The following is a 25,888-nucleotide window of genomic DNA, read 5'->3' on the forward strand; positions in this document are numbered from 1 at the left end:
GCGTTCCTTGGGCTCAGCGTGTTCTGCGGAATTCTTTTCACTTTTCTTCCTTGAGGGTTAATAAGATTTGCTGTTGCCAGGCCAGCCCCGTTGGCGCTGCAAAGCGGCTCTGATGACCGCCCTCCCGGAACCACGGGGTGTTGAGGGCTGTGACATCCAGCTCGTTCAGGTTGAGATTCCAGGTGTCTTGGAGGTAGAGGCGCAGTTGCTCCGGTTCGGCTGGCTGTGGCTGTTGCCAGTGCACCACGGCCAGTTGGCCCGGTCGTGAGCGGAGAATGGCCAGACGGTGATTCGGGTCGCCATCATTTGCAGGCTGAATCGATTCTTCAAGCTGCTCATCGCAGACGTAAAGACGCAGAGGGATGGTGCTTGTGGGTTGGGGAAGTGGATATTTGTTGAGATAAAGGGACCGCGCTTTTTGAAATGCTGCCCCCGGGGCCTTGACCATCAAGGCGTTGTAAGCCTGCTGCAGCTGTTCAGTCATGCCGTTTCCGCCACGTTCGTGGTCCCAGTGTGTTGATGACGCTGGGCGGCGAACATGGGAGAATGGTGACACTTCCGGGATTGGACTGCGATGGCCAAGCATCGCTCCCGCTACCGGTTGGTTGGCCTGGACGGTCAACCGCATCCGGTGCTCGACGCCCCCTATGACACATTGGAACTGGCCCTCGCTGAGGCCAGTGATTGGTGCACGGGACAAGGGTCCCGATGTCCCATGGGTCAACAGGGCATTGCGGTTGAAGTGCGAACCGACAGCGGCAGCTGGCGCACCATCGACTACCCCGTGAGTTGTTTGCGTCGATCCAGCGAGATGGCGGGTTGATGTGGGTCAGCGTTGACCTCTGCGTTGTGCCGATCGGCGTTGGCGTGAGCCTTTCCCCCTACATCGCCGCCTGTGAGCGGGTCATCGCTGCCACGGGCCTGATGCATCAGCTGGGTCCCAATGGCACGGCGATCGAAGGCCCTTGGGATGAGGTCATGGACTGTGTGCGTGCTTGTCATGCCGAGTTGCATGGCATGGGCGCCCCGCGTCTTTACACAACGCTCAAGCTCAACACCCGCACCGATCGGCAGCAGTCGTTCTCTGAAAAGGTCGCCTCCGTTGAGCAGCAGTTGGCTGGGCCGTTGCCGAAGGGCTGAAAACCTGTAGATCTCCGGTGGGTTTCGATCCGGCTCGAGCCGCTTTTGAGACCAATGAGATCGCCCTGTGATGCCCCGTTCCCATGGATCGTGGTTTTAGAGCAGCGTTGTTAGCGCTGCTCGTCATGCAGCTGACGGGCAGTTCTGTTCAGGCATCAACATGGGATCGCATTGGCAGTTATCTGCGGCTGCTGCAGCGGGCAGGGGTCAAAGCGCTGGTGGCGCGGGATTGCCCGGTGGGCTTGCTGGGGGCTTTCCATGAAGGCAAACAGGCTCTCTTGATGTGTGGCAACAACCTGCCCGACGATCCGTCGGTTGTTTGGGTTGTTCTGGCCCATGAATCCGCCCATGTCATGCAGTCGTGCAACGGCGGAAACCTGATGCAGGCTGCCTTGTTGAGCCGAGAGATGGACGAGGCTCGACAGCGTCAGCCGGACATGTTTCACGAATTGAGGCTTTATCACTCCAGTCAGCACCACGTTGAGGCGGAGGCCCGGCTGATTCAGGCCCTGCCGCCGGAACAGGTGGTGGTTTTGTTTGAAAAACACTGCGCCAAGCGATTGACCCCTTGAAGCTGCTGCTGCTCGACCCCTGGCTGATGGTGGTCGATAAGCCCGCCGGCCTGTTGACGCAACCGGGGCTGGGGCCGGATCAACAGGATTCCGTGATCACCCGATTGCAGTGCCAGGAGCAGGGTTTGCGACTGGTCCACCGCCTGGATCGCGACACCTCGGGAGTGCTTCTGCTGGCCCGACGTGCCGACGCTCTGCGGCGTCTGAGCTCTCTGTTTGCCGCACGTCGGGTCAACAAGCTCTACCAAGCCGATGTGGAGGGGGGGCTCGAGGGACGCGGCTGCATCGCCAGCCCCCTGGCGCGCCTCTCGCGCCAACCGCCCCGCTACGGCAGTCACCCCGATGGACGTCTGGCGCTCACCATCTGGAGGGTCCGCGCTGCTTGTTCGAACAGCACGCGGCTCTGGCTGCGTCCGCTCACGGGCCGCTCCCATCAGCTCCGGGCTCATCTGGCCGAACTGGGCCACCCCATCGTTGGTGATCCCATCTATGGAGATGCCGGTCGCGCCCGCCGAATGCACCTGCATGCTCGGGCCCTCAGCTTTCGCCATCCCTTCACAAAGCAACGCGTCCGTTTGATCGCGCCGGATGCTCGTTTTGATACAGCGTGTTGAACGCGCTGAGCTCAGCGTCGGGCCGGGATCGGATAAGGGATGCGCCGGTGGCGCATCCGTCGCCATACCTGCACGAAGGCACGGATCACAAGTTCCACTTCGCTGCGGTTAAGGCTGCTTTTGCGCAGTTGTCCATCCCGCTGCCGCGCTTCCACGATCCGCCGCACCGTGTCGACCGCCTGCACATCGGAGGTGTCGGGAGGGAGGGATCGCAGCGCTGCCTCGCATCCGTCGGCCAGCATCAAGATCGCTGTTTCCTTGGAACGGGGTTCCGGGCCCCTGTAACGGAAGCGGCGCTCCTCCACCTCTTCGCCGCGTTCCCGAGCCTTGTGGAGGAAAAAGCCCATCTTCAAGGTGCCCTGGTGCTCGGGTATGAAATCGGCGATGGGCCGCGGCAATCGGTGGCGCCGCGCCAGCTTCAGCCCTTCATCCACGTGGGCTTGAAGAACCGCTGCGCTTGCCTGGGGGTCGTCCAGGGCATCGTGGGGATTTGGGCCATCCTTCTGGTTTTCAATGAACCAGTCCGGTGCGTGCAGCTTGCCGACGTCGTGATATAGCGAGCCGGTCCGGATCAGATCCACATCTGCACCGATGGCGCGCGCTCCCTCTTCCGCCAGGCCGCAGATCATCAGGGTGTGTTCAAAGGTGCCTGGGGCTTCGCATGAGAGGCGTCGCAGCAGGGGGCGTTCCTGATCGGCGAGTTCCAGCAGCCGCGCCCGGGTGAGCAGACCGAAGGAGCCTTCCAGAACCGGGATCAGCAGCAGGCTGAGCATCAGCAGAACCCCGAGCAGCAAGGTGTCGGTGGCTAGTTCATCCAGGCTGGGATTCAGACTTCCCCAGAGACGCAAGCCGGTGAAAGGTTGCAGTTGCAGCAGCAGCCACTGGCCCACGAGGGCGCCGATCGGAAGCAACACAGTGAGTTGCAGGAGCTGTCCGCGGCTGCGTTGACGGCCTGCGATCAGGGCTCCAGCGGCGGCCACGGTTGCCGCCACCAGAAGGCGACCATCTCCCAGCCCCTGCACAGGTTCGGGCCAGAGCAGAGCGGCAACCCCCATCCAAACCATGCCGCAGCCGGTGCCCAACCCCTCAGCCAGCACCAGGGTCGGTGCCACCAGTACGGCCAAAGGGCTCACGGCTCCTTTGAACCACAGCTTTGCCACTTGCACCAGCAGCAGCAGTCCCACCGCCAGCAGGGCGTGGCGCACCTCCAGACCCGGCCGTTCCCGCCGCATCACCAACAGCATCACCGCGCAGGCTGCAGCCGCTTCAACAAACCGTTGGAACCAGATCAGTGGTTGGGGTTCGCGCCGCACGCGGCCGAAATAATCCAGCACGTCATAGGCCTGGGGACTGATCGGTTCGCCTTTGCGGGTGATCAGATCCCCTTTGCGGACCTGGATGGTGGGGATGGCCTGTTTGGTGAGCTGTTCCTCGATCAGCTGTTTGCTGAGGTTCGGGTCGGTGCGTAGGTTGCTGCTTCCGCGCAGGGCGCTGGTGAGCACCTTGCCGGCCAGGGAGTGCGCTGCTGGCGGCTTCAGCCCGACGGCGTTCAGTTGCAGGTCGGCAGCCCGGCGCAGTTGCTCAACGGCCAGGTTGCTCACCAGGCCTTGGCTGAGCATGCGATCAGCGGTGCTTCGCACCGCGGCGTCCCAGGCGAGATGCTCCTGTTCACTCCGCTGTTCAAGCCATGTCTCCTCCTGTTCAGACAGGTTGACCGGCCCGATCCGGGCCCCTGACCCGGTATCGGTGACCTCCTGCAGCTGGAGAAGCTGCTGATTGAGACGTTGTTTGAGCTGTTGGTTTTGCTCCTGATCGATGACCTGCACCACCGATCGCGCCACAAGAGAGGCACGCTGCTGCTCGAGCGCGGTGCTGTCTTGAACCAGCACATCCTTTGGAGCGATGGCATCAAACGGGGCCAGTGATCCCGGTTGGAGTTCCGGTTTGATCAGCCAGGGCAGGCTTGAAGCTGCTGCCACGGCAAGGCACAACAGCAGAACGAGCAGAGATTGCAGCCGCGTCCATCGCAGCAATCGTGCCCCTGGGCCCTCGAGCCGCAGCCAGTTGCGCCAGAGGCTGATTCGCCGTGGAACGCCAACCAAATAGGACCCTGTATCGACTTCACGCTAGCTCTCTCCAAAGGGCATGCTGGATGGAGCGGACTGAGACGCCATGGCCCTGCGTTTGGACGGCAAGGTGCTGGCAAGGGATGTGGAGCGGCGTCTGCAAATCCTGATCGAGCGGCGCCTGGCCGAGGCGGGGCGACCTCCGGGTTTGGCCGTGCTGCGTGTTGGCGATGATCCAGCCAGTGCCGTCTACGTCGCCAACAAGGAAAAGGCCTGTGGCCGGATTGGGGTGGCCAGCTTCGGCGACCACCTCCCTGGCGATACGCCTCCGGCGGAGGTGCTTCAGACCATTGAACGGCTGAATGCCAATCCCGAAGTGGATGGCATCCTCCTGCAGTTGCCACTACCGGCCGGCCTGGACGAGGGGCCGCTGTTAATGGCCATTGATCCCGAAAAGGATGCCGATGGTCTGCACACCCTCAATCTCGGCCGGCTGCTCAAGGGGGAACCGGGCCCGCGCAGCTGCACCCCCGCCGGGGTGATGGCGATGCTGCGCAGCAATGGCATCGATCCAGCGGGCAAGCGCGCTGTGGTGATTGGCCGCAGCATTCTTGTGGGGCAGCCGATGGCTTTGATGCTGCAGGCGGCCAACGCCACCGTCACCATCGCCCACTCCCGCACGGCCGATCTGGCGGCCCACACCCGGGAAGCCGACATTCTTGTGGTGGCAGCCGGCCGTCCTGAGTTCATCGGGGCCGAGCACGTGCGGCCTGGGGCGGCTGTGGTGGATGTCGGCATTCACCGCAAGCCGGAAGGCGGATTGTGCGGGGATGTTCGCGCGGCTGAAATCGAACCCATCGCTGCTGCGCTTTCCCCCGTCCCCGGCGGCGTGGGACCGATGACGGTGACGATGTTGCTGGTGAACACCGTTATGGCGTGGTGCAGACGTCACAACCTTGACCATGATCTGGACGATCTTGTGCCCTGATCGACCCCATGGCGCTGCACTGGCTGTTCCCGACCCCGGTTCTGCAGGTGGACCTTGAGCCGGATGCCGCCACGGCCGCAGCCATGCAGCAGCAGCTGGAGCAGTTCGATGCCCAGGTGTTTCAACACCCTGAGTTCAGCGATCGCAACAATCTCACCGGCGATCTGTTGGGCCATGCCGGCCTGGATCAGTTGCACCGCATGGATGCGTTCCAGTGGCTGAACGGGCAGTTGGCTGAGCATGTTTCGGCCTATCTCCGATCGCTGTTAGGCCCGGATCACGGCCTTGTGGCCCACATCCAAAAAGCCTGGCCCGTGGTGTGTGCGAGGAATGGCGGCACGGTGGATCTCCACAGCCACCGCAACGCCCAGTTGAGCGCGGTGTTCTACGTGTTGATGGATCCGTCGAACGAGAGCGGGGAGCTGGAATTTGAGGCGCCCGACGATTACTTCAGCCATGTGATGGCGATTCCGTACCGCGACGCGGCGGTTTCCGGTGGTGTGTTCGCGCCGCTGCCCCACCGTCTTCTTCTGTTTCCATCGGACCTGCGCCATCGGGTGCTCCCCTATGAAGGAAACGGCCCCCGCTATTCGGTCTCCTACGACCTGGCCATCACCACGGCGCCGGGCAAGGGGCGCGAAATGCGAACACCCCATCCGATGGACTGGGTCCCCCTCGGCAGCTAAGGGCTCGGCCTGAGAGAATCCCGCCAGCCAGGGTCCGCCCATGAGCGCCGAGTTCGATTTCAAGGCCTATCTCGGCAAGGCCAAGGAACAGGTGGAAGCGGCCCTCGATGGATCCCTCGGTCCTGAGCGGCCGGAGTCCCTCCGCGAAGCGATGCGCTATTCGCTGCTTGCCGGTGGCAAGCGCCTGCGCCCGATTCTCTGCCTTGCCGCCTGCGAGTTGGCGGGCGGTGAGGCGAAGCAGGCCTTGCCCACGGCGGTGGCGCTGGAAATGATCCACACCATGTCGTTGATCCATGACGACCTGCCGGCCATGGACGACGACGACCTGCGCCGTGGTCGTCCCACCAACCACAAGGTGTACGGCGACGCCGTGGCCATCCTTGCCGGTGATGCTCTGCTGACCCGCGCCTTCGAAATGGTGGCGCTGCGCAGTCCGGATGTGCCGGCTGAGCGTCTGCTCAAGGTGGTAGGAGAACTGTCGTTGGTGGCCGGTGCCCCAGGCCTTGTGGGCGGCCAGGTGGTGGATCTGGAAAGCGAGGGCAAGGAGGTTGATCTTGAAACCCTCGAGTACATCCACCTCCACAAAACCGGAGCCCTGTTGAGCGCTTGTGTGATCACTGGGGCGATAATCGGCGGCGCCGATGAGGCGCTGATCAAGGCCCTGCGCACCTACGCCAGGGGGATCGGCCTCGCTTTCCAGATTATCGACGACATCCTCGACATCACGGCCAGCAGCGAGGTGCTCGGCAAAACCGCCGGCAAGGACCTCATCGCCGACAAGACCACCTATCCCAAGCTTCTGGGGCTCGACGAGTCCCGCCGCCGGGCCGATGCGTTGGTCAACGAAGCGAAAGAGGCGCTTCAACCCTGGGCAGAGAAGGCCATTCCCCTGCTGGCCTTGGCCGACTTCATCACCAGCCGCGACCGATGATCGATGCCACGCCTTCCCATGCGGTGCTGCGGGAGTTCTTCGACAACAGTTCGCTCACCTGGGGCTTGATGGCCTGTGGCGTCGCCCAGCTGTCCAAGTTGTTCCTTGAGTTGCTCCTGCATCGCCGTTGGCGTCCGGCGGTGCTGATCGAAACCGGCGGCATGCCGTCGAGCCATTCCGCTCTTGTGACGGGGACCGCGGCCTGTGTGGGCTGGACCCTCGGCTTCGATCACCCCCTCTTCGCTGTTGCGGCGATGGTGGCGTTCGTGGTCATGTACGACGCCAGTGGCATTCGTCGTGCTGCCGGGCTGACGGCGGAACGGGTCAATGGCCTGCCTGATTCGCTCTGGCCAGATGCTCCGGAGAAACCCCTCAAGGAAAGCCTGGGCCACAGCCGGCTCCAGGTGCTGGTGGGCAGCCTGATGGGTCCCGCCATTGCTCTGCCTGGTCTGGAATTTGTGGGATCACCGCTGCATCTGCTGTCGGGTCTTGGAGCCGGGCTGGGGTGACCGCCACCGCGGACCTCACCGTTGATCAACAGGCAGCTGCGGACGCCTTTGCAGCTTGGCTCAAGCAGCCCGTTGATGGCACGCCCTTCGTGCTCAGTGGTTTTGCCGGCAGCGGCAAGACCTTTCTCTCCATGCGTCTGCTTCGGCAGGTGGAAGCCAGTGGTTTGTGTTGGACCGTCGTGGCTCCAACCCACAAAGCGGTCGGTGTCTTACGCCAGGCGTTGGACCTGGAGGGTCTTCAACCCACCTGGTATCCCTCCACCATCCATCGCTTGTTGCGGCTCAAGCTCAAGCGCTCCGCCGACGCTGAACTCTGCGAGCCCACCGAGCAGACGGCCATGGCCCTGGAGAACCTGGGCCTCGTGCTGATCGACGAAGCCTCGATGGTGGACAGCACCCTCTTGGGCATCGCCCTCCAGTGCGCCCATCCGTTCAAGACCCGTCTGGTGTTTGTCGGCGACCCCGCCCAGTTGCCTCCGGTGGGCGAGCCGAACAGTCCCGTGTTTGCGATGCAACGGTCCTGTTCCGCCAGCTTGACCCAGGTGGTGCGGCATCAAGGTCCGGTGCTGCAGCTGGCGGCGGGTCTGCGCGAGGGGCGCCTGCCCTGCCAGATGCCGCCGCTGCTGCCGCCGATTCGTTCCCCGCAAGGGCAGGTGTGCAGCCTGGTGCAACGGGATTGGCTGGATCAGGCCCGTCGTGCGTTGCGGGACGCCGCGGCGCAAGACAACCCCGATGCCGCACGCATCCTCTGCTACACGAACCGCACCCTGGATCGTCTGGTGCCCCATGCGCGACGGGCCATCCATGGGGAGATGGCCGATCAGATGCCGGTGCTGCCCGGTGAGGTGTTGATCAGTCGCACCGCGGTGATGGCACCGGCCTCAAGGGACGGAGAAGAGGCCGGGGAAGAACCCGACATGGTGCTCGGCTCCAACCGCGAAGTGATCGTGCGTGATGTCACGCCGGAGGCCTGTGATCTGGCGGATTTCGGCCTGTCGTCTGCCGATGGGCCTGTACCCGTGATTGAGACCCTCTCCGCATCGGTGAATGCGGGGGATCTGGAGCTCACCCTGCGCCTGCAGCCACCCCTGGGCAGTACCGGACGTCAGGAGCTCGATGCCGTGATGCAGCGGCTGCGCAAGCAGGCCCGTGATGCGGGCAAGAAAAACGGTCGCGCGATCTGGCGGCAGTATTTCTTGATTCGCGATGCCTTCGCCTCCTTGGGCCCGGCGGCGGTGCTCACGGTGCACCGCAGTCAGGGAAGCAGTTTCGGAGAAGTCTTTGTGGCTCCGGATGTTTTCCGTGCCGATCCCTCGATACGGCAGCAGCTCTGTTATGTGGCCGTGTCCCGAGCCCGTACTGGTGTCTGGTTGCTCGGAGGTGAGACCTCGTCCGACCTGCGCGCCTCCTGGCAGCGTGAATTGGACACCACCAGGGAGTCGTTGTGAATCAGTTGATCATCAGACCGCTGATGCCTTGCCAACCCAGATAAGACCCGAGCCCGACACTGAGGCTTCCTACCACCAGTTCCCCCCGGCGAAGCAGGGCGATTTTGCCGCTTTGCAGAAGGGGAAGTACCCGCTGACGTCCGATCAAAACAGCCAGAAACGGAATCAGAAGCAGCACACTGGTGGCGGCGCTGAATCCGGCGCTCCAGGCAATTTCCGCCTGCAATGGCAATTGCGCGGCAAGGATCACAGCTGCACTCTTGGCGAACAGCAGGATGTCGTCGGGACTGATGACCTCGGTGACACTGCTGATCAGCAACAGCAAGGGGAGTGGCATCGCTGCGAAACGATCCACGGCGCCGCTCCAGGCTGGAGCCTCTCCGCCATTCAGCACCCCTCGGATCAGTTCACGCCCGCCCAGGGCGATCAAGGCTCCGCCGCCGATCAGGTCCAGCCCGGTGCGGTGGTCGGATCCCTGGCTCATGTCCAGCAGCAGTCCATGGCCCAGGGTCAGGAGAGCGATCACCACTAGGGCACTGGTCAGCAACCAACCGCCCACAAACAAGCCTCCGCGCCGCAGGGGTGACGCACCCAGCAACAGCAAAAGCAGAAGCACGAGATGGATGGGCGAGAGCGCTATCCCCAGCCCGTAGGTCAGCAGTTCTGTCCAGATCCTGGGTTCTGCCATTCAGGCGACACGTTTTGCAGGGGCATTCCAGCGCTGAATGGCTCGGATGTCCCGTTCCCATCCCAGGATGCTCACGGTGGCTGTTCCGAGGGGCAGGAGCTGGCCGCCGCAGGCTCCCAGACCCAGCCAAGTTCCGGCGAGGGCTCTAAGGATGTGGCCGTGGGCGAACAAGGCAACATCCCCTGCTTCTAGAACAGCGAGTGCTGTGTTGATCGCTCTGACGCAGCGAACCTCAACCTGTTGTGCGTCCTCTCCGTTGGGACAGCCATGGCTCCACACCGTCCACTTTGGAACGGTTTCTCGAATCGTTGAGGTTGTGATTCCTTCGTAATCCCCATAGTTCCATTCGACAATGTCTTCATTGATCTGCATCTGTTCGCCAAGACCAGCCAGTTCACAGGTACGTCTTGCTCGTTGGAGGGGAGAGCTGAACACTGCTGCGAAGTGCTGTTGACCGAGAACCTCGGCGAGGGCACGGGCCTCAGCTTCACCCTCAGGCAGCAACGGTAAATCCGTGATGCCGGTGTGCCGACCGTCGAGAGCCCACTCCGTTGCTCCGTGGCGCAACAACCAGAGCTGGCGTGACATCTGCCTGTGATGACGACGACCACCACAGCGTGGGGTGGGTTGGCTGACGAGTCAGCAACCTGCATCACAACTTCAGGATCAGGGCAGCCAGGCCGATACTCATTCCCAGACTCACGACGCCGAGAAGGGCGCGCCAGAAGGCTTTGTCTTTGGTGTTGAGGAAATTGTTCAAGAAATGCCGCTGTATTCAGCCGTCAGTTTTGCCCTCTGGCAGCAGATACGGAAAGGTGCGATTGATCGGGCGATGCAGTGACCGCAACGTTTTGTCGTAGTGCACATCAGCCACCACGCTGTAGCGGCGCCCCAGCACCAGTGCGTGGTCCAGATCGGCTTCGCAGCTGCGGATGTCGGTTTGCACAAGCCGCGCTTGTGTTGACACCGGTGCAGCAGCAGGAATTAGTGCAGAAAATTGCCCTTCCCTTTGCCGCCAGCTTTGACAGGCGTCAAGGGCTTCTGATGGCGAATCGAACACCTGCTTCGTGGTTTCCTGTCGTGTGCTCGTCGCCTCCATGCCCAGCAGGGGCAGCGCGGTGAGCAGCAGGACAAATCCGAAGCGGAGCATGCGACAGGCGCGAAGGTCCTGCTTCAGCCGTAGCGAGATCAGCAGGGCATGGAACCCTTCTTCCCAATCTTTTCGCCTGTGGGTCTCAGTAGCGCACTTCGAACCAGTCGTCGCCCGTGACGGGGAGCTGGCTGGGGGTCACCCGAACCACCCTGGCGCCCGGCGGCCCGACTTCACACCAGGCCCGCAGTTCAGACAGGGCCAGTGGTGGACCTTCGGCCTGCACTTCCACACGGCCGTCACTCAGGTTGCGCACCCAGCCGCTGATGCCGAGATCCAGGGCTCGCCGATTGCAGCTGGCGCGGAACCCCACCCGCTGAACGCGGCCTTCAATCAGCCAGCGCCAGCGTTCGACGAAGGCTTGGATCCTTTGGGGTGACTGGCGGCTGACGAAGCGTTTGGCAATCGTCTCTCCCCGGCTTCGAGCGCGGCGCGCCATCGGGAGCAGATCGTCGTAGAGCTTGCCCAGTGCAGGTGAACCCAGCTCGCGTGAACCGTCTGATCGACCCATCCTTCCGAATGTCGATGGACTTTCCATCCCTCAATGTCCCACAGCACTGACCTGTCGGAGGACGGCCGGTTGGTGTGCAGCTCCCAACGGTGAAATTCATGGCCCACCAGCTGCTGACCGCTCACCACCACAGGGCTGTTCCGCCGCGCCTGCAGGCGGCGGTAACCCACCTGTAGCGGGCCGCGCTGGGCTGTGAAGGGCAGCAAGCCCGCCATGCTGTGACTGCTCCCATCGAGGTCGGTCAGCTTTTCTCCCAGCATCAACATCCCTCCGCATTCGGCGTAGAGCGGCCGCTGTTGCACGAACGCACGCAGAGAACTCAGGCTTCGCTCACAGCCGCTGAGCTGGGCGGCGTGCTGCTCGGGGAAACCGCCCGGCAGGATCAGCCCTTTGGCTTCGTTAGGGATGCTCTCATCGGCCAGCGGACTCCAGTGGAGCAGGGGCATACCCATCCGCTCGAGCAGTTCGCTGGTTTCCTGGTAGCGGAAATGAAAGGCGGCATCACTCGCCAGTGCCACCGGCAGGGGCTGTTCCTGTTGCAAAGGGATGTCGGCCAGGGGGTGCGGCCTGGGGTGGGGTGCTCGCAGTAGGGGTTCCAGGCGTTCCAGGTTCAGGTGCTGGCTGGCCAGAGCGGCCCAGGCCTGGCGCCGTTGTTCGGGCGCATCCAATTCATGGGCCGGGGCAAGGCCGAGATGCCGGCCCGGCAGGGCCAGGGCTTCGCTGCGGGGCAGGCAGCCCAGCAATGGCACCTCCAGGCGCTCCAGCACTTCGGCGAGCAGCTCCCGGTGCCTGGGGCTGCTGACTTTGTTGAGCACCACGCCAGCGATCTGCAGCTGGGGATCGTGATCACGGAATCCCCGCACGAGGGCGCCGAGGGAGGCAGCCTGACCGCCGGCATCCAACACCAGCACCACCGGCAGATCCAGCAGGCGGGCCACCTCAGCGGTGCTTCCGGTTGTGCTGCTGCCGATGCCGTCGAACAGCCCCATCACTCCCTCCACGAGGGTGAGCTCAGAGGCTCCTCCATAACCGTGAAAGGCCTGATGAACCCAGGTTTCCCCGCAGAGATTGAGATCGAGATTGCGGCAGGCCTGGCCGGAGGCCTGGCTGAGCAGCTGGGCATCGAGGTAGTCGGGGCCCACCTTGAAGGCCTGGACCCGCCGGCCCTGCTGCTGCGCCCAGCTCAACAGCGCCAGGCTCAGCAGGGTTTTGCCGCTGCCACTGGCGGGTGCAGCGATGACGGCGGCCATGGGTCAGACGCGGCTCAGCCGAGCAGCCTGGCAGCCAGCGGAGCCGCAGCGGCCAGCAGGGGGTTGGTGCTGTCGTGACCGCCGCCCAGCAGGCGGGCTACATCCATTTCAGGGGTGTCGTGCTGCACGGGCACCACCTCTTCATGCAGCTCGAGGTTGGCCATGCCGCCCCCTTCCAAACGCATGCAGCCCCCGGATTCAGCGCAGAGAATCACACACACGCCCTGCCCGTTCTCCGGTTCAGCGATCAGCCGAAGCCCCACCATCTGGCCGGCGTGCACGTTGGGCTGTCCTGTCGGCACAGCCATCAGTTGGAAGCTCACCTCCGTGCCATCGGACCGCTGGAACAGGGCGGAGGTGCCCTCCTCGATTGCCGTGGATGACACCAGGTTCCAGCCCAGTCGATCGGCGATCCAGGCGGCCAGCAGCATCCCCTGGGCGGGGTGATGGCCCTCAACATCGATGTCCAGACGGGTGATGTGGCTGAGGGCATCACGCCGTTGCGGCGGGTCGAACACCATGGCGAGGGTCTCGCGCCAGCTGCGCAGGCGAAGCCAGTTGAGATCGTTCACCGCCTGGCCGCTCTCCACGCGGCGACGCAGCAGCTCAAGGCACTGATGGGGATCCCCCAAAGCGGTGTCGATGATCAGGCGCCGGGGTGCGCTGGTGAGCCGTTGCATCAGCTCCGGTGATTCGTCGATGCAGCCGTTCCACCAGACCCAGGCCGGCATCGACTCCGGCAGCAGGGGGTCGAGAATCGAAAGGCCCTCATGCAGGGCACCATGGCCGCCCCGCAGAACCACCACATCGCCGCAAGCGGCAGTACCACCCCCTTCTTCAGGCAGCGGGCAGTAGGCGGCCACGAGTGTTTCCAGGGGCTGCGCCGCATCGATGGTGGGCGCCAGGGTGATCAGGCGCCGAGGCATCAGCGCACTCAGGGCCGGATCGATGTACTGCCCACGCAGGTCTTCGGCGCTGGCCTGCCCCTCAAAATCAGCCACCGCCTTGACGACGGCTGGATCCAGGGGCGGCGTGCTCAGGGGAAGGTCGGCATCCTGCGCCGCTTGGCGCCCCGCAGCGATCAACGGGTCGGACTGCTGTCCGGTGATGGGCCCAGGCAGACGACCACTGCGGATCAAGTGCTGCTCGGCCCAGGCGGGTTGCCAGATCAGCAGACAGAAGGTGTTGGCCCCGGTGCCCGTGCTGCCCTGCTGCTCGGGGGACCAGAGCTGTTCGAGGTAATGGGGGACTTCCGCAGGTGCAAGTTCCAGCGGGGTTTGCAGGGTGAGCTGAGGGGACATGGTGACGGTGCTGTCAGGAGTGCCGTGAACAGTGGAGAGCGGAGAACCAGGGCCTTAAGAAGTGGCGCGATCAGGGGCGTCGCCAGAGCAATCCGTCTTTCGCCAACAGGGCATCCGCTGCGGCAGGCCCCCAGGTGCGGGATTCGTAGGGATGAACCGGCAGCTGCCAGGGGCTGTCTTCAATCAGTTCCAGCAGCGGGGTGTAAAGCCGCCAGGCGGCTTCCACTTCATCGCTGCGGGTGAACAGGGTGGGATCACTGAGCATGGCGTCAGCCAGGAGCCGCACATAGCCTTCATCGGAGGGTTCCCCGAAGGATTCGTCGTAGGAGAACTCCATGTCGATGGGGCGGCTCCGCATGCCAGATCCGGGTGACTTCACCTCAAAGCGGAATTCCGCCCCTTCATCCGGCTGGATGCGCAGGATCAGCTGATTGGCGGTGGGGCCACCGGTGGCCGCGTCAAACAGATGGACCGGTGCTTCACGGAAGGTGAGCACCACCTCGCTCGTGCGCTTGGCCAGTCGTTTGCCGGTGCGCACATAGAACGGAACCCCCTGCCAGCGCCAGTTGTCGATGAACAGTTTCATCGCCACGTAGGTCTCGGTGGTGCTGTTGGGGTCCACGCCGGGTTCGTGTCGGTAACCGGCCAGGGGCGAATCCGTTGACCCCCCGGGTCCGTACTGGCCGCGGATGCAGCAGTTCCAGGGTTCGAGTTCATCGGCCAGGCGCGCGGCCTGTAGCACCTTGGCTTTTTCGTTGCGGATGGCTTCCGGATCAAAGCGCCCGGGTGGTTCCATGGCGGTGATCGCCAGCATCTGGGTCAGGTGGTTCTGCACCATGTCCCTCAGGGCACCGGCCGATTCGTAGTACCCGGCGCGTTCCTCAACTCCGACGGTTTCCGCGGCGGTGATCTGAACACTGGAGATGTAATTGCGATTCCAGATCGGCTCGAAGATGGTGTTGGCAAATCGCAGAACCATGATGTTCTGGACGGTTTCCTTGCCCAGGTAATGGTCGATGCGAAAGATCTGGTTCTCCTGACCGCAGGCCTGAACCACTCGATTGAGGGCCTGGGCACTGCCGTAATCGCGTCCGAAGGGTTTCTCGATCACCACCCGGCTGCGTTTGGGATCCTTCAACAGGCCCGCGTCGGCGAGGGAGCGGCAACCACTGCCATAGAACTTGGGGGAGACGGAGAGATAAAAGGTGCGGTTGCCGCGGGTGGCGCACTGTTGATCGATCTGCTCCAGCCGACCGCCCAGCCGCACCACATCTTGGGGTTGTTGAAGGTCGACCGGTTCGTAGAAGAGTTTGCCGACGAACTGGTCCCAGGCCTGGGGATCGTCCTCGATCGTGCTGGCCAGTGCCTCCGCCATCTTTCCGCGGAACTCCTCGTCACTCCACGGCCGTCGCGCACAGCCCAGCAGGGCGAACTCACTGGGGAGACGCCGTTGCTTGAACAGTTCAAACAGGGCTGGCACCAATTTGCGGTGGGTCAGATCACCGCTGGCGCCGAAGATCACCAGACACTGCGGCGCGATCACGCGCTCCTGACGCAGTCCAACCCTGAGGGGGTTCGTCATCGTGGCAACCATGGAGCGTCCAGGCTTCTGACGCTGGTTTAGGCACGGAACCGGCAACAGACATGGACTCGCCACTTTGTTTCCGTGTTGGTGTCAGCGTTTGTTGCTAACCCAAAAAAAAGTCCACCCCTAGGGGTGGACTGGAAACGATCGATGGCTGATAGATCAGCGCTTGATCGATCAATAGGTTTCAACGTGCCAGCGGTCAGCTTTTTTGAGCTGGGGACGCAGTTCGGCCCAATCGAGCCCCTTGGCGGCCGCGGCGGCGGTCATGGCCTCGTCGATGCCTGGCTCCATCCCGCGCAGACCGCACATGTACACATGGGTTTTGGGGTCTTCGATCATTGCGAAGATCTCTTCAGCGTGCTCTAAAACGCGGTCCTGGATGTACATCCGGCCGCCCTTGGCGTTCTGTTGTTCCCGGCTGATCGCCTTGGTGTAGCGGAAGTTGTCGGGGTACTCCTTCTCGTAGTGGAGGAAGTCATCGTCGTAGAGCAGGTTGGCGGTTTTGGGTGCGCCCATGAACAGCCAGGCTTTGCCGCGGAATGTCCAGCCGTTGGCCTCCTGTTCGCGGGGCTCGAACATGCGACGCAGGTAGGTGCGCATCGGAGCGATTCCGGTGCCCGTCGCCAGCATGATGATGTTGGCGTCTTCGTCGTCAGGGAGAAGCATCTCCTTACCGACCGGACCGGTGATCTTCACCTTGGTGCCGGGTTCGATGTCGCAGAGGTAGGTGGAGCAGACGCCGTAGATCTGCTCACCGGCGTCATTCTTGTACTCGAGCTGGCGAACGCAGAGGGAGACAGTGTTGCCTTCGAGGTTGTCGCCGTGGCGGGTGCTGGCGATGGAGTACAGGCGCAGCTTGTGAGGTTTGCCCTTGGCATCTTCCCCTTCGGGAATGATGCCGATGCTCTGGCCTTCGATGTACTTCAGCTGCGGGTCGCCGCCGGCCAGATCAAAGGTGATGTGCTGAACACGGCCGATGGCACCGTCCTTCAGCAGGGAGTAGTTCTCCGTGACCGTGCCCATGAACGGTGTTTTGGGCTTGTAGGTGTTGACCGGAACGTCGGCGTGGGGCTTCTTCTTCGGGGCGCTTGACGTCACGGCTTTCTTGGCGGGTTTTTTGGCGGTTTGTTTGGCAGGTGCCGGGGTGGTGGCAACGGGAGAGGCGTGTCGCTCTACTTCCACACCATTCACAGACAGAATTTTGGCGCCAGAGGCCCCCAATCGTTTGAAAAGTGCGGAAAACTGGTTCATCCCAACGGTGTAGGTCTGAACCACAGACGGTTGTGAGCCGACATGGGGACCACTTGCCACGACAGTGAACAGAGCCTCATTGCAGTGCTCTGTCGCTGCATTGGACACCCGCATAGAAATCACCTGCTATTTGTGGCGCGACTATAGGCGTGGCCTTTGATTTCACACAAAAAGGTTGCTGTTCGGAACAGAATCTGATGTGATTCGGGCAACCTCCTTAAGATCCTCAGGTTCGGCCCCTCATCTCGGCGTCTCTTTTGGTTTTCCCCCAGACAATGTTTGGACGAGGGCTTCAAACCTCCGCAAATTCAGGGACTGCGATCGAGCAGACCATGGAACGGCTGCCCCAGGGGACCCGTCGTCTGGCAGCTGAACTCAAATCTCCACTGCCTGTTCAGCTGCTCTGGGATGTGCTGACGGATTACGAGAATCTGTCCCGTTTCATTCCCAACCTCAGCACCAGTGAGCTGATTCAGCGCCAGGGGCAGACGGTGCGGCTCCAACAAGTGGGCAGTCAGCAGCTGTTGGGGCTTCGCTTCTCGGCCCAGGTTCAGTTGGAGCTGACGGAATACCGCCAGGACGGACTGCTGAAGTTCCGCATGATGAAAGGTGATTTCCGACGTTTTGAAGGGTCCTGGCAGATCCGTCAGCGTCCCGATGGCAGCTCACTGCTTTATGAGCTGACGGTCCAAGGCTGTCTTGGCATGCCGATCGGTCTGATCGAGGAGCGGCTGCGGGACGACCTCTCCAGCAATCTCAATGCTGTTGTGCAGGAAGCCCACCGCAGAAACAGCTGATTGAGAGGTTCGGCTGGGAGTTGGATCTCGGCCTGGATCCGATTGGACCTAATTTCAGGAGTGACGACACAGCATGTCCCAGCGATCTGGACGGTCTCAGGCCTGAAAAAACAGCAAAACAACCAATTAAGTATTCGATTTATCGCCAAAAAGCTTGGCGATAACGTCATACCCCCAAGGGGATTCGAACCCCTGTCGCCTCCGTGAAAGGGAGGTGTCCTAGGCCTCTAGACGATGGGGGCGAGGCCGTAACCAGCGAGCGATCTGTGCTCCTGATCACTTGTGAACACTAGGGCTTGGTCGGACCCTCCGTCAAGACAGCTTGGCCCCATTCGATGCCTTGCCCCTGCCAGATCGGCACTGTGAAGGTGAAGCAGGCACCCTCTCCAGGGTCTGAGACCACCCAGATCTTGCCGCCGTGCACTTCGACGATGCGGCGGCAGACCGCTAGCCCCACGCCGTACCCGGTGGTTTGGTCGGAGGTTTGAGGCAGGCGCACCCGATCCATAAAAATTCGCTGCTGTTCCTGTTCCGGAATGCCGGGACCGCTGTCACAAACACTCACCTCCACCCGCTGGCTGGTGCGGTGCAGCATGGTGAGAGAGATGTGGCCGCCATCGCCGGTGTACTTCAGGGCGTTTTCCAGAAGATTCAGCATCACCTGACGCATGCGGCGTTGGTCGGCGAACACCTTGGGTAGGTCAGCGGGAATGTCGGTCTTGATTTCGACGTTGCGGCCCAGCCACAATTTTTCGAGCTCGAGGATCACTTCGGCTGAAACGCTGGCCAGGTCAAGCCGCTGGGGGTTGAACAGGGTTTCCCACCGGGTGGTTCCCACCTCCAGCAAATCCTTCGAGAGCGCCTCCATCTCTTGCAGGCGGCGGGTGATCACATCCTGAAAGCGATCCATGTCGATCTGACCCAGCTTCTGGCTTTGCAGGGCCAAGGCCGCCGCTGTCAGCGGTGTTCGCAGTTCATGGGCCACCATGCGCAACAGTCGTTCCTGGGCACTGACGCGATCGATCAGGGTCTCGTTCTCCTGCCGCAGCACCAGCAGTTGATCCTCCAATTGGAGTTCCTTCTGGGTGCGACTTCCGTCAAGTTCCGTTGGTCTGAGGCTGAGGCCAAGGCCGCTCACCACCCCATCCTGTTTCCAGCGCGGCACCCAACCCTTCAGTTGCTGCAGGATGTTGCTTCCGGCAAACACCTGTTTCGGGTGGGGCGCCAGTTTGATCAGTGCAGGCGTCACCACAAGGCGATGAAGTTCCAGAAGCTCTGGTTGTTGCGAGGGGTCGGCCACCTGGAGGGTGACGTCGAAGCCCAGGTCTTCCCGTTCCAAGAACTGCACCAGGGTGCGGAGGTCCTGGCCTGAGAGGTGATGTCGCGCTGCCACAAGCAACAGCTTCAAGGGTTGACGTGTCTTGGAAACGTCCTTGACCACGCGGACTTCAAGACAGCAAAAACCGACACTTACCTTATGGGTTTTTGACTGGATCGCCATCAGCGCTAAGACGATCAAGAACACTCCGTTGCGTCATCGACGCGGTCTATGTCGCTCTTTTCCGGGCAAAACCGTGTTCCTCTGACCGTTCCTGGTACGGCTGCCGCCCAGCCGACGATTCAGGTCGACAGCAACCTGCGTCGTTGGTTCAGCCGCAATCTCGGCGTGTGGCGTTCCCGGCGGCAGTACACCTTCAGTGACGACCAGGTGCTTCATCTGGACATGAACCTGAAGATGGAGGCCTTCTCGCAACCTGAGGCCGGCGAGAGTCGCTACCGCTTCAGCTGGTGGTCCGATCAGGACGACCAGCATTCCGACGAATTTTTTGCACGTAAGCCCTGGTTTGAGCGCAGTGGGGTGATGGAAGCCACGCTCTGGGGCCATCAGCTCCAGAGAAGTCGCGGATACCTCACGGGAGACCCGGTGCGAACCCGGCTGCGTCAAGTGGATGAGCACGAAACCATCCTCGAATCCCACTATCAGCAGTGGGACATCCTTGAGCACATCCGCCTTGTGGATCAGGACCGCTACCGCTACCGGGCCATTTACAGCTGGGAGAATGGCGAGCTCTCGATCGTTGAACACCACCATGAGATTCGATTGTCTGACCCCCTGCCTCTGATCGAGGACTGATCCCGGACGCTTGATCGAGGAGGGCAGAACGGTTTCGCTCTGCCAATGTCCCAGTTCAACAACCGCGCCATAGCGTCGTGATGACCTGGCTGGGGCGTTAAGTTGCGAAAATTGAAGCTGTTTGAACACCTCGGTGATTCGTCGTTCGCTCGCTGCTGTAGCCCTGTTGATGGCAAGTCCGTTGTTGTCTCCAACAACGGCTCTGGCCCAGGCCTCCACAGACAAACCCACTCCTGCAACGCCCATGGAGGTCAACACCTATGGGGTGATGTCGATCGCCACATTCTGCGAGGCAAGAGCCCAGTCGATCGATTTCAGCAAGTCTCTGGCGGTGGCTCTCGCTGGTCAGTTGCACGTGATCTACGGCAAGCACGGAGGTCTTCTTCCCGGTTCCTCGACACCTCTTCCTGAGAAACAGTTTCTCAACAATGCTGGTTTCATGATTGTTGGCGGCGCTTTGAAGTTCTGCCCCAAATCAGTCCCCGCTGCAGAAAAAGAACGCTTCGAGAAGGCGGCTGCTTCATTGAAATCCACGAAGAAATAGGTTCACTTCAGTCCTTGTGAGTTCAAAACGTCTGGCCGATTAAGGTCAGACTTTTTTTTTGGAGTCTGTTTCTCTGCTCTGATTCAATTGGCTGCCTGACGGCTGGCACCTTGTGATGAGCGGCACCTTGGCTGAAACGTCCCGGTTTTGAGCTTCGTCCGTCAAGATCATTCGATCCTTGCCTGGTTAGGTCATGGCTGCAGCTGCTTCGATTCGTCTGGCGGACTACACGCCATGGGCTTTTGAGCTCCCCACCATCGCCCTGGACGTGACCATTCAGGACGACCATGTCGTCGTTGCCTCCAGGCTGAGCCTTGAACCGCGTCGGCCTGGTGAGCCTCTGGAGCTTTGCGGTGTCGATTTGGCGATCGAATCCCTGGAGATCGACCAGGAGCCGTTGCAGCCCGAGGATTACAGCTTCACCGACGGACGTCTGACCATCCCCAAGGTGCCGGGTCAGCCGTTTGTGCTCGAGACCCGTTGCCGCCTGGATCCCTACTCCAACAGTTCACTCGAAGGCCTGTATGCCAGTGGTGGTCTGCTGAGCACCCAGTGCGAGGCCGAGGGGTTCCGGCGCATCAGCCTTCACCCCGATCGTCCGGATGTGCTGAGCCGCTGGCAGGTGCGTATTGAAGCCAGCCGCAGCAGCTGCCCTGTGCTGCTGAGCAATGGCAATGCGGTTCAGGAGGAATCCGTTGGCGCTGATCGTCATGCGGTCACGTGGGATGACCCCTTCCCCAAGCCCTCTTATCTGTTTGCACTGGTGGCTGGAGACCTCAGGGAAATTCGTGATCACTACACAACGGCATCGGGCCGGCAGGTCACCCTGCGCTTGCATGTGGAGGAGGGGGATGAATCCTTCACGGCCCACGCCATGGCCTCGTTGAAGCGATCCATGCAATGGGATGAATCGGTTTATAACCTTGAATACGATCTTGATGAATACAACATCGTCGCCGTCCGTCACTTCAACATGGGCGCAATGGAGAACAAGAGTCTGAATATTTTCAACTCAAAGCTTGTTCTTGCTGATGCGGAAACAGCTACCGATGCTGAACTTGAACGCATCGAAAGTGTGATTGCTCATGAATACTTTCACAACTGGAGCGGAAATCGCATCACCTGCCGGGATTGGTTCCAGCTTTCGCTCAAAGAGGGCCTGACGGTTTTCCGTGATCAATGCTTCACCGCAGATCTGCATTCCAAAGCGGTCAAACGCATTGAGGATGTTGCGATGTTGCGCAACACCCAATTCCGTGAGGATGCTGGCCCTACAGCTCACCCAGTTAAGCCAGCGGAATACCAGGCGATCGATAACTTCTACACAACAACCATCTATGAAAAAGGTGCAGAGTTGATCCGCATGTTGCACACCCTGGTTGGACCGGAGCGGTTCATGAAGGGAATGGAGGTGTACGTGCAACGTTTCGATGGCACGGCCGCCACAACGGAGGACTTCGTTCAGGCGATTGCCGATGGTGCCACCAGTCAGGGCGAGCTCCTTGGCTTTGATCTGGAACGCTTCAAGCGCTGGTATCACCAGGCAGGAACTCCGGAACTCAGCATTGAACGTCAGTGGAACCCTGAATCGGGTCAGCTGACGGTCGACTTGCACCAGGTGACGCCTCCGACGCCGGGACAAGCTGACAAACAGCCCCTGGTGCTGCCGGTTGCCATGGCCCTGGTGGGTGAACAAGGCCGTGTTGGTGACGAGCAGCTGCTGGTGATGGAGGCTGAGCGCGCCAGCATCACCCTGCAGGGTCAGCCCGGTGAAACCCCTCCTGCCCTTTCGGTGCTGCGCCGCTTCTCGGCGCCGGTGCACGTGCGTCTCGAGCAGCCGCTGGAGGAGTGCCTGCAGCTGTTGGCTTCCGACGATGACTCCTTCTGCCGCTGGGATGCGGCCCAGTGCCTGGCACGCCAGGTGTTGTTGGCGCGGGCTGAACACCAGCCGAAGCCTGCGGTGGAGGCGGCACTGATTCAGGCCCTCGATCAGCGGATCTGCGCTTACGACGGTGGTGATGGCATGGGCCTGGCGGCGCTGCTGGCGCTGCCGGGAATGGCGGAACTGGAGGCGTTGCAATCTCCGGTGGATCCGCCGGCGCTGGATCAAGCCTTCCGGGCGTGGACCCAGGAGCTGGGCGTTCAATTGCAGTCGTCCTTGCGACGACTCCTGGAGCTGGCCCGGGCGGACTGGACCCTGGCCTGGCCGGCTGGCCAGGGCGGCCGTGCCCTGACGGCCTTGGCCTGGCGCTGGCTTGCCGCAGCGGGCGATTCCACGGTGAAAGCGGATGCGTTGGCTGCTGTTTCCGGTCCCTCGATGACCCTGGCGCGGGGAGCCCTGCGGGCCTTGCTGCCGCAGGAGAGCGCTGAGCGTGAGCAGGCAATGGCGCTTTTTTATGAGCGTTGGCAAGACAAGCCCGTGATCCTGGATGCCTGGTTTGCGATGGAGGCATCAGCCCCCAGATCCAACGCCCTGGAGCGGGTTCAACAGCTGTTGGACCACCCACGCTTCGATCCCCTGGCACCCAATTCCCTGCGCGCTGTTCTCGGTGGATTCACCGCCAATGTTCAGGCATTTCATGCCGCCGATGGCAGTGGTTACCGGTTCATGGCGGAGCAGATTGCAGCGGTCGATGCCCGCAATCCGATCACTGCATCACGGATGGCCAAGGTGTTCAGCCGCTGCGCCAGTTACGGCCCCGAGCGGCAAACGGTCATGCGTCAGGCCATCAACCAGTTGGCCGCCAAGCCCTTGTCGACGAACACGGCCGAGGTGGTGCAGCTGCTCACGACGTGACCACCACCAGCACGATCACCGCGATCAGCAAGATCACCAGCCAGCGCTTTCCGTTGCTGCGCCGACCGCTCCGTGGCGACGCTGCCCGTCCGGCTCGGCTTCCGGCAGGAGTGCCGCAGTCCTGACAGACCAGCCGACCGCCCATGGATCGGTCGGCGCGGAACCGACGGCTTCCGCAGTGCTGGCAGACGGTGACGGCCAATGTCTCTGATTCGTCGTCACACCAGCTTGCCTGGCGTTCGTCAGTGGCACAGACAGCAAGTCAGTCCCGTCCCCAGCCATCGCACCCTGCCTTGGCGCGTTGGCGTTTCGTGCGTCGGTAGCTCTCGTTCTGCTGGGCCAGGGCTTCGCTGGCAACCGCAACGGCTGTGCTGTCTTTGCTTTCAGCGATGATCGCCCGGTTGATCGCCATGGCATTGCCGAGCCGACTCAGAACTTGATTCATCAACCGGCACTCATCGAACTCGGCACGCCCCGCAGCCGGCAGCCCCAACAGCAGCAGGGCCCAACAGGGGGCAAGCAAGCTTTTCATAGATCAGCCGTGCGATACGCGACCGTGAACCGGTAGCGGCTGTCGAAGCCCACATCCATGCTTTTTGCAGCGAGTGTCGATGATTGTTGTCCCTTAGGCCTCTAAGACGTGGCGTGGCCATCGTCAAAGCTACAAGTCGCATCTTGAATCTCCAAGGTTCTGGGTTCAGCAACCGCCTCGGCACCCACCCTGGCGTCGAGGTGTGGGCTCGACTTGAGCCGCAGTGTCTGATCTCCAGGCGGGCACTGGAGGTGGGGGCAGTACTGCTGCCGGCTTGACGGGAACACGCCGCGATCCCCATGCGGCATCAAAGGGAACCACCACGAGGGGAACCGGTTCCGCAGCGTGAACCGGAATGGTCAAAGCGCAGGACGCGATGAGTGCTGTCAGCAGATGTCTCATCACCCCATTGTGCTGATCCCTGACCGTCAAGCCGTCGTCCTTGTGGCTCCTCTTGGTGCGGGATGCGCCCTGATTGGGTCCACAACGTGGCCATTCGAAGGGATCGGACCTGTTCATGGCGATGGCTTTTCCGATGCCTTCTCCGATGCTTGTTGAGATGAATCATTGGTGGTGCTGAGGTTGCTTATGACCGCGTCGATTTGTTGCCACACCTGGTGAGTTGATTGCAGGGCAGAGGGAGGATGGCCATGCCCTCAAGGGCTGAATCACAACTGGGGGCCTGCAAACTTGCATGTCATCAGACTTTCCTGGTGCTGGATGAATCAAGGTGGAGTTGAATTGTTGATCTTGGCGTTCTTTTGTTGTCAAAAGGCGAGGTGGTTTGAATCGATTTGGACTTGCTTTTTTTGTACCTGATGGAATTATTTTGCTGGTTTTTTGTATCGTCCCGTTTTTTGCGGGAAGACGCCGTTGTTACATCTGGTTTTGCCTGAGTCTGTAATTATTGATTCAATCAATGAAACGTGCCCTTCTCAGCAATATGAATTGGCGAAAAAACACGTATTGGTTCAACTGTTATGCAAGCAGCAGTGCAACGGTGGTTGCTTTGATTGGACACTTTCTGCGTGATCGAATCTCATCCAATTTGCTGGAAGCCGCGCCTCGCGTGAAACCGTTGACGCTCGCTGGTCGCACCTGGGGTGAGCCGCCCTTTGAGAAGGTGGTTGGAGGCCATCAAGAGCTTGAATGGTTGATACGTCATCCGGAGTCGTATCGGAACGCGGTTTGCATTCTTGAGCCTGCTGAGCACGTTGGTCAGAATTCAATTCGTGAAAATGTTCGCGCGTCCAGTAACATTGCGCATCTATCTCGCTTAATTGCTGATTGCGATTCGGTTCTTTTCCCGCTTTGGAAGACTGGACCCTTGAATCAAGAGATGTTGGGGCATGTCCTCGAAACATCTCTCGCTGTTTTTGTTGAAGGTGGGCATCCAACGGCTAAGGATGCATCCAGTTTTGATCATCAGGAAATTGGGCTTTCTGAGCTTCACGAAGTTGTTGAGTCCTTGCTTCTTTCTCGGAGTCATAAAAGTGCTCCGCATATCTTTATTTGTATTGGTCATCAGTTGGTGGCCCAGTCCCACGTCAATCTGATCAAAAAGGCTGTAGTTGATGTGCGGAAGAAGTTAGCGAATGTTCTTGAGGTTGAGTCATATCAATATCAATTGATGATGGAATTGTGTGATGAGATTGAGGCTGTTGGGACAGGCTTGAAAATCCTCAAGGATGGCCATGTTGTGGCGACAGGTTGGAATGATCCCCTTTTTGCTGTTGCTTTGAACGAGCAGCCGGAGGTGGGTCATTGTGAGCTCCAGCACTATTCCCATAGTGGTGTTCACCCTTCGGAGGCGATGAAAAGGCTTCTCATCAAGCATGATGAAACCAGCGATCGGTACAGTGGGATTGTCGAAGAGTCGATTTCGTATGAGAAAAATCTAAACATAGTTATGTTTCACAGCGACGAAGTTAATGAAGAAGCAATTCTTTTTGTGAATTGGGCCTATTCGCGGTTGCATGAGATGTTGCTTTCTGCGAGGAGGACGGTCATTCTCTCTGAGTTGTCTTGGTTGCTTGATCTCCCTACGTCGGTAGAGATTCTCTGTTCTACCAGCTCGGACGGCAAGACGTGTACAGAGGTTGCTGCTACCTGTATCAGCTACGTTGATGATGAAACGCGAAAGGTGCGTCGTTCATTCAGTTTTCAGTTCCATCCGGAACTCTTGGATGACCTTCGGGAGTTTCATCTCGTGGGTGAAGCTGATTACTCTAAGTTGAAATCTGATGATGGCGTCCGGATGTTGATGAGAGTGCTTCAAGAAAGCATGATGGATTGAAGACTGAATATTAAAGTTTTGCCTGATGATTGAAATTGTGCTGTTGCATTTTGCTGGGTCTGGCCTGATTGGTTTTCCAAGGGACTGCTGGGCTT

General features: G+C 60.8%; 28 protein-coding genes and 1 tRNA gene. 15 read left to right on the plus strand and 14 right to left on the minus strand.

Annotated features, from left to right (window positions below; genetic code table 11):
* Positions 1-37 precede the first annotated feature (37 nt).
* Positions 38-484, minus strand: a complete 447-nt coding sequence (locus KR52_RS06270; RefSeq protein ID WP_038553781.1) for a hypothetical protein — start codon at positions 482-484, stop codon at positions 38-40.
* Positions 485-574: 90 nt separating this feature from the next.
* On the opposite strand from KR52_RS06270, the gene KR52_RS06275 reads away from it, so the two are divergent.
* The 4 genes from KR52_RS06275 (at position 575) to KR52_RS06290 (ending at position 2,326) form a co-directional block, all read left to right on the plus strand.
* Positions 575-823, plus strand: coding sequence for a hypothetical protein (locus KR52_RS06275; protein WP_038553783.1), 249 nt, complete (start codon positions 575-577; stop codon positions 821-823).
* Positions 823-1,140, plus strand: a complete 318-nt coding sequence (locus tag KR52_RS06280; protein WP_038553785.1) for an MTH1187 family thiamine-binding protein — start codon at positions 823-825, stop codon at positions 1,138-1,140. The genes KR52_RS06275 and KR52_RS06280 overlap by 1 nt, the downstream gene beginning before the upstream one ends.
* A gap of 83 nt (positions 1,141-1,223) precedes the next feature.
* A complete protein-coding gene (locus KR52_RS06285; RefSeq protein WP_051834289.1) occupies positions 1,224-1,712 on the plus strand; it encodes a hypothetical protein in 489 nt (162 codons plus the stop codon).
* Between the two features lie 26 nt (positions 1,713-1,738).
* Positions 1,739-2,326 (plus strand): RluA family pseudouridine synthase, encoded by a 588-nt coding sequence (locus KR52_RS06290; RefSeq protein ID WP_051834404.1) that lies wholly within the window; start codon positions 1,739-1,741, stop codon positions 2,324-2,326.
* Positions 2,327-2,337: 11 nt separating this feature from the next.
* Here KR52_RS06290 and KR52_RS06295 read toward each other — a convergent pair whose 3' ends face one another.
* On the minus strand, positions 2,338-4,428 hold the full coding sequence (locus tag KR52_RS06295; protein WP_038553791.1) for an HDIG domain-containing metalloprotein: 2,091 nt from the start codon (positions 4,426-4,428) through the stop codon (positions 2,338-2,340).
* 70 nt (positions 4,429-4,498) lie between these two features.
* Here KR52_RS06295 and folD point away from each other — a divergent pair, with 70 nt between their 5' ends.
* Genes folD through KR52_RS06320 form a run of 5 tightly spaced genes read left to right on the plus strand, consistent with a single transcriptional unit; the run spans position 4,499 to position 8,954 of the window.
* On the plus strand, positions 4,499-5,380 hold the full coding sequence (gene folD, locus KR52_RS06300) for a bifunctional methylenetetrahydrofolate dehydrogenase/methenyltetrahydrofolate cyclohydrolase FolD (protein ID WP_038553793.1): 882 nt from the start codon (positions 4,499-4,501) through the stop codon (positions 5,378-5,380).
* Between the two features lie 8 nt (positions 5,381-5,388).
* Positions 5,389-6,066 carry a TIGR02466 family protein gene (locus KR52_RS06305; RefSeq protein ID WP_038553795.1) on the plus strand — a complete coding sequence of 226 codons (678 nt, stop codon included), beginning with the start codon at positions 5,389-5,391 and terminating at the stop codon, positions 6,064-6,066.
* 40 nt (positions 6,067-6,106) lie between these two features.
* The gene (gene crtE, locus KR52_RS06310) at positions 6,107-6,997 is read left to right on the plus strand and encodes a geranylgeranyl diphosphate synthase CrtE (protein ID WP_038553797.1); all 891 of its coding nucleotides are present in this window, start codon (positions 6,107-6,109) and stop codon (positions 6,995-6,997) included.
* Positions 6,994-7,506 carry a divergent PAP2 family protein gene (locus tag KR52_RS06315; RefSeq protein WP_038553799.1) on the plus strand — a complete coding sequence of 171 codons (513 nt, stop codon included), beginning with the start codon at positions 6,994-6,996 and terminating at the stop codon, positions 7,504-7,506. The genes crtE and KR52_RS06315 overlap by 4 nt, the downstream gene beginning before the upstream one ends.
* Positions 7,503-8,954: an AAA family ATPase gene (locus KR52_RS06320; RefSeq protein ID WP_038553801.1), complete on the plus strand. Its 1,452-nt coding sequence runs from the start codon at positions 7,503-7,505 to the stop codon at positions 8,952-8,954. Before KR52_RS06315 ends, KR52_RS06320 begins: the two co-directional genes overlap by 4 nt.
* Before the next feature lies 1 nt (position 8,955).
* On the opposite strand, the gene KR52_RS06325 is transcribed toward KR52_RS06320, so the two are convergent.
* The 8 genes from KR52_RS06325 to KR52_RS06360 all read right to left on the minus strand — a co-directional run bounded on the left by KR52_RS06325 (position 8,956) and on the right by KR52_RS06360 (position 16,807).
* Positions 8,956-9,642 (minus strand): GAP family protein, encoded by a 687-nt coding sequence (locus tag KR52_RS06325; RefSeq protein WP_038553804.1) that lies wholly within the window; start codon positions 9,640-9,642, stop codon positions 8,956-8,958.
* On the minus strand, positions 9,643-10,230 hold the full coding sequence (locus KR52_RS06330) for a histidine phosphatase family protein (protein ID WP_038553806.1): 588 nt from the start codon (positions 10,228-10,230) through the stop codon (positions 9,643-9,645).
* A 187-nt stretch (positions 10,231-10,417) separates the two neighbouring features.
* Positions 10,418-10,792 carry a hypothetical protein gene (locus KR52_RS06335; RefSeq protein WP_038553808.1) on the minus strand — a complete coding sequence of 125 codons (375 nt, stop codon included), beginning with the start codon at positions 10,790-10,792 and terminating at the stop codon, positions 10,418-10,420.
* Positions 10,793-10,877: 85 nt separating this feature from the next.
* Complete coding sequence (locus tag KR52_RS06340) at positions 10,878-11,198, minus strand: acylphosphatase (RefSeq protein WP_371257705.1); 321 nt, start codon at positions 11,196-11,198, stop codon at positions 10,878-10,880.
* Positions 11,126-12,553, minus strand: a complete 1,428-nt coding sequence (locus KR52_RS06345) for a cobyrinate a,c-diamide synthase (RefSeq protein ID WP_038553810.1) — start codon at positions 12,551-12,553, stop codon at positions 11,126-11,128. The genes KR52_RS06340 and KR52_RS06345 overlap by 73 nt, the downstream gene beginning before the upstream one ends.
* 14 nt (positions 12,554-12,567) lie before the next feature.
* Positions 12,568-13,854 (minus strand): glucose-6-phosphate dehydrogenase assembly protein OpcA, encoded by a 1,287-nt coding sequence (locus KR52_RS06350; RefSeq protein WP_038553811.1) that lies wholly within the window; start codon positions 13,852-13,854, stop codon positions 12,568-12,570.
* Between the two features lie 70 nt (positions 13,855-13,924).
* Positions 13,925-15,448, minus strand: coding sequence for a glucose-6-phosphate dehydrogenase (gene zwf, locus KR52_RS06355; RefSeq protein ID WP_038553813.1), 1,524 nt, complete (start codon positions 15,446-15,448; stop codon positions 13,925-13,927).
* A 168-nt stretch (positions 15,449-15,616) separates the two neighbouring features.
* Positions 15,617-16,807, minus strand: a complete 1,191-nt coding sequence (locus KR52_RS06360) for an FAD-binding oxidoreductase (protein ID WP_038553815.1) — start codon at positions 16,805-16,807, stop codon at positions 15,617-15,619.
* Between the two features lie 161 nt (positions 16,808-16,968).
* On the opposite strand from KR52_RS06360, the gene KR52_RS06365 reads away from it, so the two are divergent.
* Positions 16,969-17,490 carry an SRPBCC family protein gene (locus KR52_RS06365; RefSeq protein ID WP_038553817.1) on the plus strand — a complete coding sequence of 174 codons (522 nt, stop codon included), beginning with the start codon at positions 16,969-16,971 and terminating at the stop codon, positions 17,488-17,490.
* Positions 17,491-17,659: 169 nt separating this feature from the next.
* Here KR52_RS06365 and KR52_RS06370 read toward each other — a convergent pair.
* Together KR52_RS06370 and KR52_RS06375 are read right to left on the minus strand one after the other, a co-directional pair.
* Positions 17,660-17,732: transfer RNA gene (locus KR52_RS06370), tRNA-Glu, on the minus strand.
* 47 nt (positions 17,733-17,779) lie between these two features.
* Complete coding sequence (locus KR52_RS06375) at positions 17,780-18,931, minus strand: histidine kinase (protein ID WP_038553820.1); 1,152 nt, start codon at positions 18,929-18,931, stop codon at positions 17,780-17,782.
* Positions 18,932-19,039: 108 nt separating this feature from the next.
* On the opposite strand from KR52_RS06375, the gene KR52_RS06380 reads away from it, so the two are divergent.
* The 3 genes from KR52_RS06380 to pepN all read left to right on the plus strand — a co-directional run bounded on the left by KR52_RS06380 (position 19,040) and on the right by pepN (position 22,965).
* The gene (locus tag KR52_RS06380; protein ID WP_051834290.1) at positions 19,040-19,624 is read left to right on the plus strand and encodes a hypothetical protein; all 585 of its coding nucleotides are present in this window, start codon (positions 19,040-19,042) and stop codon (positions 19,622-19,624) included.
* A gap of 133 nt (positions 19,625-19,757) precedes the next feature.
* Entirely contained in the window at positions 19,758-20,168 is a 411-nt protein-coding gene (locus tag KR52_RS06385; protein WP_038556959.1) for a hypothetical protein, read from the plus strand.
* Positions 20,169-20,361: 193 nt separating this feature from the next.
* Entirely contained in the window at positions 20,362-22,965 is a 2,604-nt protein-coding gene (gene pepN / locus KR52_RS06390) for an aminopeptidase N (RefSeq protein ID WP_038553822.1), read from the plus strand.
* On the opposite strand, the gene KR52_RS06395 is transcribed toward pepN, so the two are convergent.
* Both KR52_RS06395 and KR52_RS06400 read right to left on the minus strand, forming a co-directional pair.
* Positions 22,955-23,167, minus strand: a complete 213-nt coding sequence (locus tag KR52_RS06395) for a hypothetical protein (protein ID WP_038553824.1) — start codon at positions 23,165-23,167, stop codon at positions 22,955-22,957. The two genes, pepN and KR52_RS06395, sit on opposite strands and share 11 nt — an antisense overlap.
* A gap of 60 nt (positions 23,168-23,227) precedes the next feature.
* Positions 23,228-23,497: a hypothetical protein gene (locus KR52_RS06400; RefSeq protein WP_038553826.1), complete on the minus strand. Its 270-nt coding sequence runs from the start codon at positions 23,495-23,497 to the stop codon at positions 23,228-23,230.
* A 223-nt stretch (positions 23,498-23,720) separates the two neighbouring features.
* Between KR52_RS06400 and KR52_RS15240 the strand changes: the two genes are divergently transcribed.
* Together KR52_RS15240 and KR52_RS06405 are read left to right on the plus strand one after the other, a co-directional pair.
* Positions 23,721-23,846, plus strand: a complete 126-nt coding sequence (locus KR52_RS15240; protein ID WP_256382199.1) for a hypothetical protein — start codon at positions 23,721-23,723, stop codon at positions 23,844-23,846.
* A gap of 570 nt (positions 23,847-24,416) precedes the next feature.
* Positions 24,417-25,793, plus strand: coding sequence for a hypothetical protein (locus KR52_RS06405; protein WP_038553827.1), 1,377 nt, complete (start codon positions 24,417-24,419; stop codon positions 25,791-25,793).
* Positions 25,794-25,888 lie beyond the last annotated feature (95 nt).

The organism is Synechococcus sp. KORDI-52 (assembly GCF_000737595.1).
Lineage (GTDB): Bacteria > Cyanobacteriota > Cyanobacteriia > PCC-6307 > Cyanobiaceae > Parasynechococcus.

Bases quoted from the DNA above. Each gene is read 5' to 3' on its own strand.
- pepN (WP_038553822.1), top strand. From the start codon at position 20,362: ATGGCTGCAGCTGCTTCGATTCGTCTGGCGGACTACACGCCATGGGCT.
- KR52_RS06360 (WP_038553815.1), bottom strand. From the start codon at position 16,807: ATGCGGGTGTCCAATGCAGCGACAGAGCACTGCAATGAGGCTCTGTTC.
- KR52_RS06335 (WP_038553808.1), bottom strand. From the start codon at position 10,792: ATGCTCCGCTTCGGATTTGTCCTGCTGCTCACCGCGCTGCCCCTGCTG.
- KR52_RS06285 (WP_051834289.1), top strand. From the start codon at position 1,224: ATGGATCGTGGTTTTAGAGCAGCGTTGTTAGCGCTGCTCGTCATGCAG.
- KR52_RS06380 (WP_051834290.1), top strand. From the start codon at position 19,040: ATGTCGCTCTTTTCCGGGCAAAACCGTGTTCCTCTGACCGTTCCTGGT.
- KR52_RS06270 (WP_038553781.1), bottom strand. From the start codon at position 484: ATGACTGAACAGCTGCAGCAGGCTTACAACGCCTTGATGGTCAAGGCC.
- zwf (WP_038553813.1), bottom strand. From the start codon at position 15,448: ATGGTTGCCACGATGACGAACCCCCTCAGGGTTGGACTGCGTCAGGAG.
- KR52_RS06275 (WP_038553783.1), top strand. From the start codon at position 575: ATGGCCAAGCATCGCTCCCGCTACCGGTTGGTTGGCCTGGACGGTCAA.
- KR52_RS06315 (WP_038553799.1), top strand. From the start codon at position 6,994: ATGATCGATGCCACGCCTTCCCATGCGGTGCTGCGGGAGTTCTTCGAC.
- KR52_RS06290 (WP_051834404.1), top strand. From the start codon at position 1,739: ATGGTGGTCGATAAGCCCGCCGGCCTGTTGACGCAACCGGGGCTGGGG.
- KR52_RS06325 (WP_038553804.1), bottom strand. From the start codon at position 9,642: ATGGCAGAACCCAGGATCTGGACAGAACTGCTGACCTACGGGCTGGGG.
- KR52_RS06305 (WP_038553795.1), top strand. From the start codon at position 5,389: ATGGCGCTGCACTGGCTGTTCCCGACCCCGGTTCTGCAGGTGGACCTT.
- KR52_RS06280 (WP_038553785.1), top strand. From the start codon at position 823: ATGTGGGTCAGCGTTGACCTCTGCGTTGTGCCGATCGGCGTTGGCGTG.
- KR52_RS06330 (WP_038553806.1), bottom strand. From the start codon at position 10,230: ATGTCACGCCAGCTCTGGTTGTTGCGCCACGGAGCAACGGAGTGGGCT.
- KR52_RS06400 (WP_038553826.1), bottom strand. From the start codon at position 23,497: ATGAAAAGCTTGCTTGCCCCCTGTTGGGCCCTGCTGCTGTTGGGGCTG.
- crtE (WP_038553797.1), top strand. From the start codon at position 6,107: ATGAGCGCCGAGTTCGATTTCAAGGCCTATCTCGGCAAGGCCAAGGAA.
- KR52_RS06405 (WP_038553827.1), top strand. From the start codon at position 24,417: ATGAAACGTGCCCTTCTCAGCAATATGAATTGGCGAAAAAACACGTAT.
- KR52_RS06345 (WP_038553810.1), bottom strand. From the start codon at position 12,553: ATGGCCGCCGTCATCGCTGCACCCGCCAGTGGCAGCGGCAAAACCCTG.
- KR52_RS06350 (WP_038553811.1), bottom strand. From the start codon at position 13,854: ATGTCCCCTCAGCTCACCCTGCAAACCCCGCTGGAACTTGCACCTGCG.
- folD (WP_038553793.1), top strand. From the start codon at position 4,499: ATGGCCCTGCGTTTGGACGGCAAGGTGCTGGCAAGGGATGTGGAGCGG.
- KR52_RS06365 (WP_038553817.1), top strand. From the start codon at position 16,969: ATGTTTGGACGAGGGCTTCAAACCTCCGCAAATTCAGGGACTGCGATC.